Source organism: Bradyrhizobium sp. SZCCHNR1015, from assembly GCF_032489875.1.
In the GTDB taxonomy this organism is placed as follows: Bacteria; Pseudomonadota; Alphaproteobacteria; order Rhizobiales; family Xanthobacteraceae; genus Bradyrhizobium.
Window position 1 is genome coordinate 46,462 of sequence record NZ_JAUEYW010000004.1, and the last position, 14,916, is coordinate 61,377.

A 14,916-nucleotide genomic window follows, 5' to 3' on the forward strand; every position below is an offset into this window, starting at 1 on the left:
GTATCCAACGGCGGCGTCCAGCCAATCTCGCCGCAAACCGCTCGCCCGTTGGCCCATGGGGTACCTCCAGGCGCGACGACGCTCCATAAGGCTGGAGACGCGAAGCCCGCCTCAAAGGGTCCGATAGCGCACCGGGCTGCTGCTGCATCGACCCCGCCGTGCCTCAGGGAGTGATTGCGAATTCCACTTGCTCAAAGCGTCCCCGTGTGTGACACGGACCCAAAGGTGCGGCGCTCAGCGCCGCCGGCTGGCTATCGCGGTGATGGAGCAATCGTCGCGATGTCGGGAAAACCTTCAAAGATCCACTGATGTGGAGGACACCGTTTCAGAAGGCACGTCCGGCTTTACACCCGCATGCACAGGAAGCCTCGATCGATAGCGCGGGATCTCAGCGAATTCCGCCTCTCGTAAATCGACGACGAGGCAGCCAGCGAATCACAATTTGACCACACGAGAAAAGCCCGCGAGGTGGCGATGATCAAGTCTGACCGCCAGGACACGATTACAATTTATGAGGCAACACAGCGCAGCGGTGGACTAACGTCAAGCCTGCGCCAAGCCTACTTCGATCTATCGAACTCTCGCCACGTGATAACTCGCCTTTTCTGGCGCGACTTCATCGCTCAATTCCGACAGAAGATTCTTGGGTATTTCTGGGCTCTTCTCAATCCGATCCTGGGGATCATCAGCTTCCTGTTTCTTTATTCCATCGGCGTCCTCAAACCCGGCCAAGGAGAGATCCCCTATCCTCTTTATGTCCTCGTCGGGACCACCATCTGGGCATGTCTACCGGGCGCAATGGGAGCGGTCAGTAGCGGCCTGCAGTCGCAGGCTGATCTCATTCTGCGAACCAAGATCCCAAAGCTGGCGCTCGCCATGAGCTCGCTGGCAGGTGTTTTCTATTCCATCGCCATCAGCATGATCACGATGATGGCGGTCTTCTTGATCATGGGTCGTTGGCCCAGCCTCTGGATACTCGCCTATCCATTGCTGGTTCTGCCCATGGTACTGCTCGGGACGGCAATTGGCTTGATGCTCGCAGTGCTCGGCACAATTGCGCGCGACCTTACGCCGCTCGCCACGCAAGGGCTCTCTCTGCTGATGTACTTGACGCCTGCGGTATACCTGCACTCGAGCATCGAGAGCCCAACCATACAGTTTCTGATCAAGTGCAATCCGTTGACCTACCTCATCGATGTTCCTCGTGCGCTGATCTGCCTCGACCAAGCCAACGACATTCCGGTGTTTTTGCTGGTGATCGTCGCGACCATGATTCTGGTCGTCGTTGGGCTGAAGATCTTCTACCTGCTCGAGGACCTCGTAGCGGAGCGGCTGTAGCTGAGCCGACGACAGGCAGCGACAGCAAATTGAACAGAAACAAGACCTCCCGTTAGACAATGTTGCGGCCCGAGTCCCAATTCACGTGTGAGCCCATCCATCGAGCAACTCGCTTGGCGGACGCCGGCCAGCGCGCAGGAGTATGCTCGAGATGAGATGGCTCAAAGATCGGATCAACACCTATGTCCAGAGGACGGTCGCGAACGCATTGGCGCATGCCACGCCCAAACCCGAGCCGAAGGCATTCGAGCCTGCTCTCGACATCCTCGTGAACAAGTACGGCTACGGACGTACGCTCGAGCTGAAACTGCCGGTCGCCGTGGATGGGAAACCTGTTCCCTGGTACACATATCCCGCACTGGAATACTTCGAGCAGCTCGACGCCAGAGGACTGCGAATCTTCGAGTTTGGTTGCGGCAATTCGTCCCTGTTTTGGGCGAATAAGGGAGCCAAGGTGACCGCCGTCGAGCATGATTCCGCCTGGTTTGAGAAGATGCTGCATCGGTCAAGTCGACTGGAAAAGCTCATTCTCCGGGAGGAGGTCACGGAATATGCTGGGGCCATATCCGAAATCGGAGGAGAATTTGATGTCATCATCATCGACGGGGTCTGGCGCAATCAATGCGCGCGGGCAGCCCTGCCTCACCTGAGCGCGGGCGGCTGCATCGTGCTCGACAATTCAGACTGGTACACCGACGTAGCAGAGTTCTTTCGTGGTGAAGGTTTCCTTCAGGTGGATTTCAGCGGATTCGGCCCAATCAACATCTATTGCTGGACAACATCGCTTCTGGTGCGATCGGATAGTATTCTCAGGGGCCGGCTCAATCATCCGCGACCAGTCGGAGGCATTGAAGCATGCAGGGGCAGCAACTGGTGACCACGCTTAGCTTTCGATTGTCGAGCGTGGCGCGATCGCTGATCCAGTTCGTCGGACGCCGAATAGCTCCCGAGCACCGCGCCAGATTGGCGGTCCAGCTCGCCAGGATCGGCGCTCATATGGATATCGATTCCAGCTTACAAATCCTCGAAAAATCGCTCAGCGAACAGAAGCTGGATGCGAGCCAGCTCGGGCGGCTGCTTTCGGCGGCTTTTTCTGCTGCTGATGCCGACCACTTGCCGCTCGATTTGAGGAAGCAATTATTGACGCGGGCCTGTGCGGGCCTGGACCCTGCCGACATTCCTGACGCTCTGCTCGAGCATTTCTCTGCGCTCGGCGGAAGCAGCCACCACTACAGCCAGGAGGGAGAGGATATCCTGCTCAAGCGGCTATTCGGTGATCGTCGCTCCGGCTTCTATGTCGACGTCGGCGCTCATCACGCCACCAGGTTCTCCAATACGTTTGCGCTCTACCGCCGTGGATGGCGCGGCATCAATGTCGACGCAACCCCCGGGAGCATGAGCTCGTTCGGCCTGCTCCGGCCCCGAGACGTCAACCTCGAACTCGCGGTGTCGGACCAGACAGACCCCGTGCGGATGCACCTCTTTCGCGAGGGTGCCCTCAACACGACCAACGCAGAGCTCGCCGACAGCTACGTCGCGGCTGGATGGGACAAGACTGGTGAAATCGAGCTTCGCCCGAAGACGCTCGCAAGTATCATGGACGAGTTCGTGCCTCCCGGAATCAACGTCGATCTCCTCAGCGTCGATGTGGAGGGCGCAGAACTGGCCGTCTTGCGTTCGGGCAATTGGGACGTTTACGCGCCCGCCGTGATCATCATCGAAGCGCTGTCGACACCGTTCGCCGAAATGCACCAGGATCCCGCTCTCAGATATCTTCTCGCCAGGAATTACGAAGTCCGATTCCGGCTCTTCAATTCGGTCATTCTGACCCGCACAGGCGCAGATTTCTCCTGATCAGCGGCGGCCGGCCCAACGCTTCAAAGCCCCTCGCAGTCGTGTTGCGAGGCCGCTACGATCAACGGCTGGAGAGACACCTGCCCGCAGCCAAAGACAGACCTCGTTGAATGCTGCCATGTCCGGCTCAACCCGATCGGGCATTCGCAGCGTCGCCGGCAAGATGGTCCGACTGAATTGAGCTGGAGCCTCGAGCTGGAAGGGGAGGTTACCCGCACAATGAACGCCGGAGTTATCGAATCCGCCGTTCCATATCAGGCTCGTACGCGGGTAGAGAACCTGCGCGCCGGCCTTGGCGACGGCATACCACCACAGAATGCCCCAAGAGTCATTCTTGCCAGCAATGCGATCGGACAGCATCGCTTCATAATCCGCTGCGCCATTGAGGCTGAAGCGGCTGCGGAACCCGGCATCGTGGGCAAGCTCATCGAGCATACCGTCCGTCTGCCAATCAAATAGCGACCATGCCCGCGCCCATGTCGCCCACCCCCAAGTCGTCGTCAGCGGCATGAAGAAGGCATCTCCGGCTACTTGGGCCGTACCTTTGAGGTGGCAACCAGAAATCTGCGCAACACCGGCGGCATCAGCATAACGGTCCAGCCCTTCGAGCATGAAGCGGACAAAATCGGGAGCTGCAACGAGGTCGTCCTCGAGGACAATCACCCGGCCGTAAGCGCGCGTGAGCTCATCGACTGAGCCGGCGATCGAGCGAGCAAGACCAAAATTCTCTGGACGCACGACGACCTCGGCGCCGTTCACCACGGCCCAGTCTGCAACTAGCCGTCGCGTTGCCTCGACCGCTTCGGCGTGCTCGGGTCGCTTCGGGGCGTCCGAGTAGATGATGATCTTGACGTCCTCTAAGCGCGCGTTCCGCAGCAGCGCATCGAGCGCCCGTCGCGTGTGCAGCGGGCGGTTGTACGTGAAAAGGGCAAGCGGCACGCGGTCAGTCACGAGAGCACCTCGCGATCACGACACCACGACCTGCTGCGGGACGGGCAGACCCGGATTGGGCTCGTTGAATCATCCACGCCCGCGACTCCCCGTATCTGTTGCGAAGAGAGCTTTCTGCAAATGTTCGACAATGATCTCTTCACAATTCAATCTCTGGCATCAGCTTGCAGGCTTGCGCGCTCTGAATGTGTAAAGACGCCCTGGATCGTCAAGCTGGTTACCGTACCATGACATCAGCCAAGGACGAACAAGCACCGATGGCAATCTGAGCCGCTTGGCGACAAGTTTCCGGTGGTCACTCAAGGTCATTGGAAACAGATTGATATCGGACTGAAGCGGGTTCAACGAAAGATCGAGAGCAAGGCCCGCATTGGCGATGGCGGAGTGATAGTCCGCAAGCAAATAGGCGTGCTCGCCACCATAGTGCTTGTGAAGCGGATGCGACGCCAAGAATGCCGGCAAATCTTCGGGTCGTGAAATGACATGCTCGCGCGTGGCAAGTAAAATTCCACCCGGCTTCAGAACGCGACCAATCTCGGCACAGAGCTGCCCCAGGTCACGCGCATGGTGCAGCACCTGACGGCAGAGTACGACATCGAAGCTGTTGCTATCGAATGGCAGGGTCTCACCCCACTCCTGCACAACGTTGATCGGCAATCCACTCTCGCCCGCAAGCGCCCGGATCGCTCCGCCCCCCACCAGCGCGCTCGGGTCAGGCTCCAACGCCGTCACTTGCCAGCCATCAGCCGCGAGCGCGTAGCTCGCGATGCCCCTGCCCGCCCCGACGTCCAAGGCGCGCCCTGGTGGGCTCGTCAGCAATGATCGCGTCGCAATCCACTCGGAGCTGGCGTGAAATCGCTGCGCAGCCGCCAACAGCGGGTCATCGAAGAAACACGCCTTCACAAGACTGGCCTGGTCAGGCTGGTTGCGCAACCAGGAGACCGCCTGCTCCCAGCTCATCGCGCCATCGGTCATTTTACTGCTTCCATATCGAGTTCGCGAATGACCTTGGCCGGATTGCCCGCCGCAATCACCATCGGAGGAACGTCCTTGGTGACGACGCTGCCCGCTCCAATGACGGCGCCCCGGCCGATTCGCACGCCTCGCAGCACCACGCAATGGCAACTGATCAACGCATCGTCCTCAATGATGACAGGTTGCTCGTCCAGGTCGATTTTGCGCGGATGACCAGCGGTAATGATATCGCGGAACTGCTGATGTCGCGCGCTCGCATCCAACGGGTGGGTCAGATTATCCATGATCGTGCACATATGCGAGATCAGAACGCGGTTGCCGATGCTGATCTCCCTGGCGGACCAAATTCTGGTCTGCTCGCCCACATAACAATACTCGCCAAGGCGAATACGCCCGCCGTGTCCGAACAACAACAACTCGCCACGGACGTGCGTGTGAGCGCCGATCCGCAGCGCCTCTGGCGGGTGCCCGTGCGTATGCAGACTGGCCGTCGGATAGAAAACGGCAGTCTGGTCGATATCTGCGAGAGCGCGATCAATCCTTCGGTCGGCCGAGGGCATATGCCGCGGCCGGACGAGCCGAGCAAGTAGTCCTTCGGCAAATGCACGAACACGGCGCGTCACGGAATGTGCTACTTCGTCAGCTCAAGACACACGACAGCCCGGGAGGCCGCCGCGTAATCATCATCATAAGTGCTTTGCTTATGTATGTCGAAATAGGTTGCGTCCTTTGCGCTCTCCCGGTCGCCAACGGTCCACCCTTCCGCCCTGTAACGATAGATGGTCTCGATGCACGATTGCGGCGCGAATCGCTCGACGAGCCGGTCGACCATTTCGGCGTCAAAAATCTGGAACCAACCGTGGTTGGCTCGTCGGCCGAATGGCATGCTCAGAAAGAGCACCCCACCTGGCTTCAACATTCGGCGCAATTCCATCAGACAAGAGACGTACCCATCGGTGTCCGTCTCGTTCTTTGTGCCGTCGCTCGTATAGAGCATCGTGTTGTCCAGGCCAACGTGCTCGATCGTCGAGATGCAGGCGATCCAATCGAAATACGCGTCCCGGAAACAGCTTTCGCGCAGATCTTCATAAACGTAGGACACGCCCCACTGCCACGCAGACCACTGCTCCGGCGCCAAAGTCGAAACGGTGCAGGTCTTTTCGCGCAGCTTCGGATGACCGAGCACATGCGCGTGGTTGAGGGTAGACCCCGCGTCGAGCAACCGCCCCTTTCCGGCTGGAAGGCGTGCCATGAACCATGGATACTCGACGATACGTTCATCGAGGCGCCAACCAAAACCGTCCGGGAGCTTGTAGGGATCGTAGGCGGGATCGTTGATTGCGGCGGTTACCGACTTGATCTTATGCGTATCGTAACCTGGCTTCCAAGGCGGGTTGCCGTCCGCAAGAAATCGTTTGTAATTTGATTCCGCGAGCGGCGCCTTGAGGCGCCCTTTGATGTACTGTTTCAATGATTGCATGATGCTTGCCCTGGGTCTGCCGCGCTATCATCACCCAGCCGTATATGCGCTTGGCGTGCCCTCTTGTAGGAAACAAGGGCCCTATATTGCAACAGGCTCGGCCCTCGGCACGTGCGCAGCAGATCGTTCAGTTGCGCAGCATCCGACCGGCCTGCCCATTGCAGCGTGCCGAAGCAATACCAGTCAGGCGGCAACCGCAGGACCAATACGCCATCGCGCACAAGCCGCGACACATCCAACCCTTTGGCGGCGGCCTCGTCGCCTTGGAAGGGACGTGGAGCAAACGTCATCAGCGCAACGAGCTTCACCGCATGCGGCCAGTGCGCGAACTCGAGCGCAGCATCCGGCTCGTTAATCAAGCGTACAACGGCTCGTATGACTCTCCTGACGAGACGCGCGCCCTTATACGGCGGTAGAAAAAAAACGCCGAGTTCCGTGCGCAACAGCAATTTTACGGCCGCCTGCGCCACCAAAAGGCGATGCAACCGCGGGCGCAGCGGCGCGGGCGCATGTCGGGAGACGAAGCGCCAATGATCGCCGAGATTGGTCATCGACCTACGGTCGAAGATTTCGCGCCAGGCTTGCCGCAAGGTCAACTGGGCTTGCGGTACGATACCGGTCTCCTCGATATGAGCCAGAATCATTGTGTCGTAACACACAAGCAGCTTGAAACCAGCAGACTTGATCCGGCAAAAGAAGTCGTAATCTGAAATATAATGTGGAAAGGTCCGATCGTCGATGTTGCCGACCGCTCTTATCATCTTGATCGGAATCAAGGTACCTCGGCCCGGAAGCGTGTCGACGTCTTCACAATGCCGCTCGCCTGAGGCGATCTCTGTTTTGATGGGGAAATCGTAGCGCTCCCAATCAATCATCTCGCCGGCATCAAGGACCCTCGTCGGATCGCGACTGTCAACGACCTTTGCGCCAACGGCCGCGTCATGGGCCCGCGACCAGGCAACCAGCGTTTCGATGTAGTTTTCAGGGACTCTCGTGTCATTGTTCAGCAAAAGAACGAAGTCATCCGTCGCAGCTTTGGCCAGTATCCGCTCAATGGCCAGCGCACAAGAGCCGGCCCACCAACGCTCCTTCCCATCGTGGATCACCTCCACATCCGGATAGAGTCGAGCGAGCTTGTCTCGCGTGCCGTCGGTCGATCCGCCGTCCGATACGTTGATCGTCAAATGTCGATAGGTCTGACGGCGCAGATCTTCGACGCACTGCTGCGTGAATTGCCAACGATTAAAGACGGGAACAACGACGTGAACGCAGCCTTTGGTTGCGCGATCGATCGAAACCGGATTGTCAGTGCCTACGCACGCATCTTCAGATCCGATCAAGCGCTCCACTACCCCGCTTACAGGCACCTTGAAGGAACTCACCAGCTGTCCTCCTCCGCAATCGGCCTGAAGGCATGGATATCGTTGGAAACAATCCTCAGACGGTGTATACCTCCACGACCGGCATGTTTGCAAGTTGGCGCATCCACACGTGAAAGTAGAAAATGCCCTCCACGTCCATGGGTTTCGCCGTCGCACGAGCGTCCGAGCTGACCCTGCGCCCAGGGGCGCGCGCCCTCTCGTCTTAACCGTGGCGATCAACTCGATAGAGACGATCCCTTTTCGGAACCTCTAAGAGCAATTCTGACGTATGGCACTCGTTTGGATAACCGGCGCCCGTGGCTTCCTGGGCCGACATGTGGCCGCGCGTTTTGCGGCGGGGGGCTGGGATATTGCTGGCATTGGGCTTGGCGGCGCTGCCGATGTCGATATCGCCACACTCCCTCTCGTCAAAGTCTCAGGCAAGGCTGCCTGGATCGAGAAGATCATCGACAACGAAGCGATCAAGGAGCTCCTGAAGCTTGTCGGCCCCCCCGACGTCGTATTCCATGCCGCGGGCAGCGGCGCAATCGGCGCATCGCTTGCGGACCCTTACCGAGACTTCCGTCTCTCGGTAGACAGCACCGCGCTGCTGCTCGATACGTTGCGCAGGTCAGCGCCGGAAGCGGTGTTCGTGCTTCCCTCCAGCGCGGCAGTGTATGGCAGCGCCGCGCCGGGACCGATCGCCGAAGACGCTTCGCTGGCTCCTGTATCGCCCTATGGCACACACAAACTCTGTGCCGAATTGCTATGTCGATCGGCGTCACACTCATTCGGCTTGAAAACGGCCGTGATCCGCTATTTCTCTCTGTACGGTCCCGGCTTGCAGAAGCAGCTGCTATGGGACGTCGCAGGAAAACTCTCGCAGGCGTCCGACGAAATTACCCTCTTTGGGACGGGGGCTGAGACCAGGGACATGCTGTACGTGGAGGACGCAGCCGAACTCGGGTTCATCGCGGCCCAGCACGCAACGTCGCAGTGCCTCATCGTCAATGGCGGAACTGGCGTCGCATCCAGCGTTGAGTCCATTGCCAGTGAGCTTGCCCGCGCATTGGGAGTCGATTGTCGGATCCGATTCAATGGAAATTCGCGCGTTGGTGATCCGAACCACCTGCAGGCCTCGGCCACACGGTCAAGAAGCCTGGGCTTCGAGCATCGTTGGAGCTTGAGAGATGGGCTTGCCGCCTATGCCGCATGGTGGCGGACGGGCAACAAAGGCGCGAACATCAAGTGAGGGGCTGCCGAGCTGGCCGCCTCCGCAGACCGGTCGGCCGGTTGCCCTTTTTGCATTTCGCTTTCATGCCTCCCTCCGGCAGTGTACACCCGCATCCTTACCACCAAAGGTTAGCAGACAGTTGTGAGCGATAAGGACTGGACAGTTCGCGCCGAGAGCGTCTCCAAGAAGTTCGGCCTGTCGCTGCGCCGATCGATGGCACACGGCCTTCGTGACGGCCTCGGTCGGCTTGTTGGCGCCGGCAGCGATTCGAGCCAGTTGCGTGACGGGGAGTTCTGGGCCGTCAAGGACATCAGCTTCACGCTCGAACGCGGCCAGAGCCTTGGCATCATGGGGGTCAACGGCTGTGGAAAGACGACCCTTCTGCGCATCCTGACTGGCATCTACAAGCCGGATGCCGGTCGCGTCATGTTGCGCGGACGTGTTGGCGCATTGATCGCGGCCGGCGCTGGCTTCTCACCGATGCTCACCGGCCGCGAAAACATCTACATCAACGCCGCACTCCTCGGACTCTCTCCCCGGGAGATCCGCTCCCACATGGATGAGATCGTTGCGTTCTCTGAGCTCGAACAATTCATCGACATGCCCGTCAAGCATTACTCGAGCGGCATGCAGGTGCGCCTCGGTTTCGCGGTGGCTGCCGTGAGCGAGCCGGAGGTGCTGCTGGTCGATGAAGTGCTCGCTGTGGGTGACTTGAACTTCCAGAAGAAGTGCTATGATTACCTCTTTGGATTGAAGCGCAAGGGCACGTCGATCGTCCTGGTTTCGCATTCCATTGGAGCGATCTGGGCGGTTTGCGATCGCGGACTGTTCATGGACAAGGGCGAAGTGAAGGTCCTCGGCGAAATCGAGAAGGTGATCCGCGCCTATGACGATCAGAACGCTCGCAACGCCGCCCGTACGCGGGAGAGTGCGCTTCCTGGTCCGGATGGCGCGAGCGAGCTGATCTCCGGTACCGGCGACGTTGTCTGCGACAATATCAAGATCGTCGCAAAGGACGGCAATACAGCCAAGAAGGAGCTGCACTTCAAGGAGCCGTTCGACATCGTCATGGATGTGACGGTTCATTCAGCTATCGATGACCTCGTCATCCGCGCCGTGCTCGATGCAGCACATTATAGAAATATCTGCACTATCGACAGTCACGAGCAGGGTCTTCTGGTCGGACGCGTGATGCCAGGTCGCTATAGTCTGAGGATTTCCGTTCCAGCGCAAAATCTGCGGCCGGGAAGTTACGATTTGAACATCGCCGCGATCACGCGCCATGCAGGACTTCATCTCTTTCTCGCGCTCAAGTGTGGAAACGTCGTCGTCCTCAATCCGAGCGACAAGTTCCTCTACTCGGACCCGAATGCCGTCGTTCACTTCGATGCAGATTTTCATCTTGACCAGGTCAGCTCATGAACGAAGCGTTGGACCATTTTGCGCGGGACCACTTTTTCGCACCGACGAGCGCTGAAACGGCGCGAGAGCTGTTTCGAAGGTCAGTACGCAACGTCGTTGTCGAAATTTCATCACATTGCAATCGGGCATGCTCCTACTGCCCCGTGTCGAAGGTCGATCGTGCCTCGACCAACAAACTGCTGCCTCACGATACCTATGAACTTATCCTGCGCGACCTCGCAGAAATCTCCTATGACGAGGGCTTGTGCTTAAATCTGTATAACGAGCCAACTTCAGACAAGTCGCTGCTGCTCAATCGCATCAGGCGCGCTCGAGAGCTGTTGCCGGCGGCCCGGATATACTTCAGTAGCAACGGAGACTATCTGGATCGAGACTATGTTCGCGAACTGATCTCAGCCGGCCTGTCCGAACTGTACATTTCCATTCATGCCCCGGCCGGCAAGCCGTACGACGACGCCTATGCAGCGACGCGCTTCAACGACCTTTCCCGACGTTTGCAGAAGGCCATAAAGGTCGACATCCTCCGTCCCGGAGAGACGATGCAGGGTCATGTCACTATCGAAAAGTTGCCCATCAATGTCTTTGCTACGAACTACTACACGCTGGGATCGAACCGGGCGGAATCCGTCGGACTGAGTTCCGGCGCGTTCAGCCGGTCCGCGCCGTGCTCCCGTCCCTTCAATGACTTTACGGTTTCCTACGACGGCACGCTTTTCCCTTGCTGCCAGATGTTCGTCGACTTTGCAGAGCATACCCAACGCTATGCAATTGGAAAACTGACGGATTTTCCAACGATTTTTGCGGCTTATGCCAGCCAGGCGATGGCGGAATGGCGAAAGGAGCTGCTTCGCTATGGTCCCAAGCTTTCGCCGTGTGCGACTTGCACGGAGGGACAGCATGAAGGGACGCCGGAACAGATTGCGACACGCGAAAAGGTCTACTCGGAATTTCTTGGGCCAAGCCAGGTGGTTTCCCCGCCTTCCCCCGGCGGGAGCTGGCTCGGCGGGATACGACGGTGGCGCGTTGCCCGGCGATCAAAGTAATTGCCATTACGGTACCGAGGAATTGAATGATCGGCCAAAGCAGCGGCAAGCCCTCCACCCGGGTGATCGGGCTCGACGTGATCACCGATCCCAAGTGGATGGGCGGCATTATCTATATTCGCAATCTCGTCTACTGTCTCGAAAGCCTGCCAGAAGCGGAGAGACCGGAGGTCAGGCTGCTCGGCGTACCGGACGACGCAATGCCGCTCGCCGTTGAGCTGCGCTCTTTTCCGTTCGTCGACCGGGACCGGCGCCCGCGCAGGCACGGCGCGATCGCCCACTTCTGGCGCCGTGTCCATAGGAAGTTTCTGCAAACCTACATTCCGCCCGATCCGGCTTGGCAGAAGCTGGATGCCACCTATCCTACAATTGGCGGCAAGGTGCAGGGCGTTCCGGCGATCCGATGGATACCTGATTTTCAACATGTGCACCTGCCTCATTTCTTTACTGAGGATGAGCGCGATGCGCGCGACCGTGGCATCGCTTTGATCGCCTCCGAGCCTGGCGTCCTGGTCCTGAGCAGTGAAACGGCCAAGAGGGACTTCCTCAATCTCTGCCCGAATCCTGAGGTCGAGCCACATGTCTGGCGCTTCTGCTCTGTCATCACGGATCATGAGCGGGGCGGTCGCAATCCACACAGGCAATACGGCCTGCCCCGGCGCTACGCCTACATCGCAAATCAATTCTGGGCCCACAAGAACCACCGAGTTGCATTCAAGGCGCTGCATCGCTTGAAGGCAAGGCACCCGGATCTGGTACTCGTCTGCACGGGCCGGGAAGACGATTATCGCGACAAGGAATATGTGCCTGAATTACTCGAGTTCATCGCCAAATCCGAGCTTCAAGACAGGATACTGCGATTGGGACTGGTTCCTCGAGCAGACCAGATCGAGATCTTCCGCCACGCCACGCTGGTTCTTCAACCATCCCTCTTCGAGGGCTGGAGTACCGTCGTTGAAGATGCAAAGACGCTGGGACGACCAATCATCGCTTCTGATATTCCCGTGCACCGTGAGCAGCTCGAAGGCGAGCAGGGTCTGCAGGTCAGGTTCTTTCCACCTGACGACGACGCAATTCTGGCGGAAACGCTTTCGAGCGCTTGGCGCGAACTCCCGGACGGTCCCGATCCTGCTTCGGAACGACGTGCTCAGGAGCGAAATCTCCGGCAGCGGCTCGCTGCTGCACGATCCTTCGTTGACCTTGTCGAACGAGCTATTGCGATCGAAGGGAAGGCCGGCGTGACACGCGGCAAGCCCGCGATCACTGCGTGAACCTTTTGCTAGCCGCGCGGAGCGCTGGCGAGACAACCACGTCTGAAGCGAACGATCTTCGGACGGCGGAAATGGGGGACTAAACTCATGTGCGGCATCAGCGGCGTGATCTGCAGTGCTCCACTTCGGCAAAGCGAGCTCGCTCTATTAAGCGAGATCAATGGAGCCCTGTATCATCGCGGCCCGGACTCCGATGGACTGTTCGCATCGACCCACGTGGCGATGGCCATGCGACGCCTGTCGATTATCGATCTGGCAGGAGGAGGACAGCCGCTTTATAACGAGGACCGGTCGGTTGCAATGGTTTGCAACGGCGAAATCTACAATCACCACGAGCTACGCAGCGCGCTTCAGGCTCGCGGCCACGATCTGAGAACCCACTCAGACGTGGAAACGATTGTTCACGGCTACGAGGACAAAGGTGAGGACTGCATCGCAGATTTGCGGGGTATGTTTGCTTTTGCCATCTGGGATGATCGCAAGGGGCGGCTCGTGCTCGGGCGCGACCGCCTGGGCGAAAAGCCGCTCTACATGTTGCGAGACCGGCGAGACGACGGTGCCGAGCGAGTCTGGTGGTGCAGCGAGCTGAAGCCGCTGCTACGCCTCGTGCCAGCAGCGCAACGGCGCATCTCCCCAGTGGCACTGCACGAGTTTCTGACCTTTCAGTACTGCTTGGAGCCGAACTCCCTGATAGAGGGAATTCATCAGTTGCCAGCAGGTCATCTGATAACTCTTTCGCCAAAGCAGCTCTCTGCGGAACCGCGCCCCTATTGGAGTATGCTCGACGTCGAGGCTATTCACTGTCCAGATCCGGTTGCGCAGGTGAGAGACCTGCTGGATACGGCATGCCGGCGGATGGGGAGCGCCGATGTTCCGGTCGGCGTTGCACTTTCGGGTGGGATCGACTCGTCCCTGGTCGCCGCCATTTCGGCGAGACACTATCCCGGCCAGATTCATGCTTTCACGATCGGCTATAAGGGACGACCACCCACCGACGAACGGCTGATCGCTCAGCGCTTCGCGCGCTCTCTCGGCATCGAATTCACGGAAGTGGAAATTGATGTCGACCAAATGGTCGAGCAATTCCCGCAGCTGGTGCAAGCGATGGACACCCCGATCGCCGACATAGCAGCATATGGGTACTTCGAGGTCTGCCGCGCAGCCCGAGCCGCAAAGGTGCCGGTTCTGCTTTCGGGCATGGGCGGAGACGAGTTTTTTTGGGGGTACGAGTGGGTCCGCAATGCAGCTGCGGAGCATCGTAAGAAGGGCGTCAATGGAGGAATCAAAGAATGGGCACGCCGAACGTTCGGACATAGCGCCCCCCGGGAAACCTCCATTCTGGCTCCATTGAAGGAAATCGGCCGGTCAGCCGCGCTATCACGCTCACTTCTCGCCGATCCTGCTTCGGTCGAACCAAATCATTGGCTCGCGCGCACTCGGCCGATTGAAGGATATCCCAGCGGTCCAGCCGTGACGGAGGCGCTTTCGAGGACCTGGCTCCTCTGCAACTGCCTCACGCTGCTCGACCGTATGAGCATGGCCCACTCCATCGAAATGCGCGTGCCGTTCCTGGACATCGACCTCATCAACGCGGTATCCGCTATGCGTCATGGCGGCCTCGAGGATTTCGAGAAGCCGCATAAATGGCTTTTGCTGTCATCCTTTGGTCATCTGCTGCCAGATGAAGTCAGCCAGCGACCCAAGCAGGGCTTCACACCTCCAGTCCAACAATGGATGATGAAGCTGATCGAACGACACGGACCGCTTTGGCGAAACGAAAGCATGCTCGTGTCGCACGGCGTCATTGATGGTGATCGCTTGCGCCGGGAGGAACGAAGCTTCCCCATCGACCTTCAATATAAGCTCACACTTGCCGAACTATGGGCACGCGGTGCTCTCGCATGACGTGGCTGGATCCGGTCAAAGCCACAGGCTGCTCTCCGAGTTCTGGTGGGCTCGGCGCTCAACACACATCACGTGGGCCTCG

13 protein-coding genes are annotated in these 14,916 nt (G+C 58.9%); 8 read left to right on the forward strand and 5 right to left on the reverse strand.

The window, feature by feature from the left end:
• Nucleotides 1-474: 474 nt before the first annotated feature.
• From QX128_RS08680 to QX128_RS08690, 3 genes are all read left to right on the forward strand, one after another.
• Complete coding sequence (locus QX128_RS08680) at nt 475-1,338, forward strand: ABC transporter permease (RefSeq protein WP_316237234.1); 864 nt, start codon at nt 475-477, stop codon at nt 1,336-1,338.
• Nucleotides 1,339-1,489: 151 nt separating this feature from the next.
• Nucleotides 1,490-2,215, forward strand: a complete 726-nt coding sequence (locus QX128_RS08685; RefSeq protein WP_315801397.1) for a hypothetical protein — start codon at nt 1,490-1,492, stop codon at nt 2,213-2,215.
• Nucleotides 2,194-3,192 (forward strand): FkbM family methyltransferase, encoded by a 999-nt coding sequence (locus tag QX128_RS08690; protein ID WP_316237235.1) that lies wholly within the window; start codon nt 2,194-2,196, stop codon nt 3,190-3,192. The genes QX128_RS08685 and QX128_RS08690 overlap by 22 nt, the downstream gene beginning before the upstream one ends.
• Here QX128_RS08690 and QX128_RS08695 read toward each other — a convergent pair whose 3' ends face one another.
• The 5 genes from QX128_RS08695 to QX128_RS08715 all read right to left on the reverse strand — a co-directional run bounded on the left by QX128_RS08695 (nt 3,193) and on the right by QX128_RS08715 (nt 7,980).
• On the reverse strand, nt 3,193-4,143 hold the full coding sequence (locus tag QX128_RS08695; protein WP_316237236.1) for a glycosyltransferase: 951 nt from the start codon (nt 4,141-4,143) through the stop codon (nt 3,193-3,195).
• Nucleotides 4,144-4,302: 159 nt separating this feature from the next.
• Complete coding sequence (locus tag QX128_RS08700; RefSeq protein ID WP_316237237.1) at nt 4,303-5,118, reverse strand: class I SAM-dependent methyltransferase; 816 nt, start codon at nt 5,116-5,118, stop codon at nt 4,303-4,305.
• A complete protein-coding gene (locus QX128_RS08705; protein ID WP_410053137.1) occupies nt 5,115-5,741 on the reverse strand; it encodes an acyltransferase in 627 nt (208 codons plus the stop codon). The genes QX128_RS08700 and QX128_RS08705 overlap by 4 nt, the downstream gene beginning before the upstream one ends.
• A gap of 8 nt (nt 5,742-5,749) precedes the next feature.
• Nucleotides 5,750-6,598, reverse strand: coding sequence for a DUF268 domain-containing protein (locus QX128_RS08710; protein ID WP_315716383.1), 849 nt, complete (start codon nt 6,596-6,598; stop codon nt 5,750-5,752).
• Nucleotides 6,586-7,980, reverse strand: a complete 1,395-nt coding sequence (locus QX128_RS08715) for a glycosyltransferase family 2 protein (RefSeq protein ID WP_316237239.1) — start codon at nt 7,978-7,980, stop codon at nt 6,586-6,588. The genes QX128_RS08710 and QX128_RS08715 overlap by 13 nt, the downstream gene beginning before the upstream one ends.
• Nucleotides 7,981-8,248: 268 nt before the next feature.
• Here QX128_RS08715 and QX128_RS08720 point away from each other — a divergent pair, with 268 nt between their 5' ends.
• The 5 genes from QX128_RS08720 (at nt 8,249) to asnB (ending at nt 14,834) form a co-directional block, all read left to right on the forward strand.
• Nucleotides 8,249-9,211, forward strand: a complete 963-nt coding sequence (locus tag QX128_RS08720; RefSeq protein WP_316237240.1) for an NAD(P)-dependent oxidoreductase — start codon at nt 8,249-8,251, stop codon at nt 9,209-9,211.
• Between the two features lie 123 nt (nt 9,212-9,334).
• Complete coding sequence (locus tag QX128_RS08725; protein WP_315801404.1) at nt 9,335-10,615, forward strand: ABC transporter ATP-binding protein; 1,281 nt, start codon at nt 9,335-9,337, stop codon at nt 10,613-10,615.
• On the forward strand, nt 10,612-11,658 hold the full coding sequence (locus QX128_RS08730; RefSeq protein ID WP_316237241.1) for a radical SAM protein: 1,047 nt from the start codon (nt 10,612-10,614) through the stop codon (nt 11,656-11,658). The genes QX128_RS08725 and QX128_RS08730 overlap by 4 nt, the downstream gene beginning before the upstream one ends.
• Before the next feature lie 26 nt (nt 11,659-11,684).
• Nucleotides 11,685-12,929: a glycosyltransferase family 1 protein gene (locus tag QX128_RS08735; protein WP_315801406.1), complete on the forward strand. Its 1,245-nt coding sequence runs from the start codon at nt 11,685-11,687 to the stop codon at nt 12,927-12,929.
• A gap of 87 nt (nt 12,930-13,016) precedes the next feature.
• Nucleotides 13,017-14,834: an asparagine synthase (glutamine-hydrolyzing) gene (asnB, locus tag QX128_RS08740; protein WP_315801407.1), complete on the forward strand. Its 1,818-nt coding sequence runs from the start codon at nt 13,017-13,019 to the stop codon at nt 14,832-14,834.
• The last annotated feature ends 82 nt before the right edge of the window (nt 14,835-14,916 follow it).

Coding starts and splice junctions, on each gene's coding strand:
- QX128_RS08680 (WP_316237234.1), top strand. CDS start 475: ATGATCAAGTCTGACCGCCAGGACACGATTACAATTTATGAGGCAACA.
- QX128_RS08685 (WP_315801397.1), top strand. CDS start 1,490: ATGAGATGGCTCAAAGATCGGATCAACACCTATGTCCAGAGGACGGTC.
- QX128_RS08690 (WP_316237235.1), top strand. CDS start 2,194: ATGCAGGGGCAGCAACTGGTGACCACGCTTAGCTTTCGATTGTCGAGC.
- QX128_RS08700 (WP_316237237.1), bottom strand. CDS start 5,118: ATGACCGATGGCGCGATGAGCTGGGAGCAGGCGGTCTCCTGGTTGCGC.
- QX128_RS08710 (WP_315716383.1), bottom strand. CDS start 6,598: ATGCAATCATTGAAACAGTACATCAAAGGGCGCCTCAAGGCGCCGCTC.
- QX128_RS08720 (WP_316237240.1), top strand. CDS start 8,249: ATGGCACTCGTTTGGATAACCGGCGCCCGTGGCTTCCTGGGCCGACAT.
- QX128_RS08730 (WP_316237241.1), top strand. CDS start 10,612: ATGAACGAAGCGTTGGACCATTTTGCGCGGGACCACTTTTTCGCACCG.
- QX128_RS08735 (WP_315801406.1), top strand. CDS start 11,685: ATGATCGGCCAAAGCAGCGGCAAGCCCTCCACCCGGGTGATCGGGCTC.
- asnB (WP_315801407.1), top strand. CDS start 13,017: ATGTGCGGCATCAGCGGCGTGATCTGCAGTGCTCCACTTCGGCAAAGC.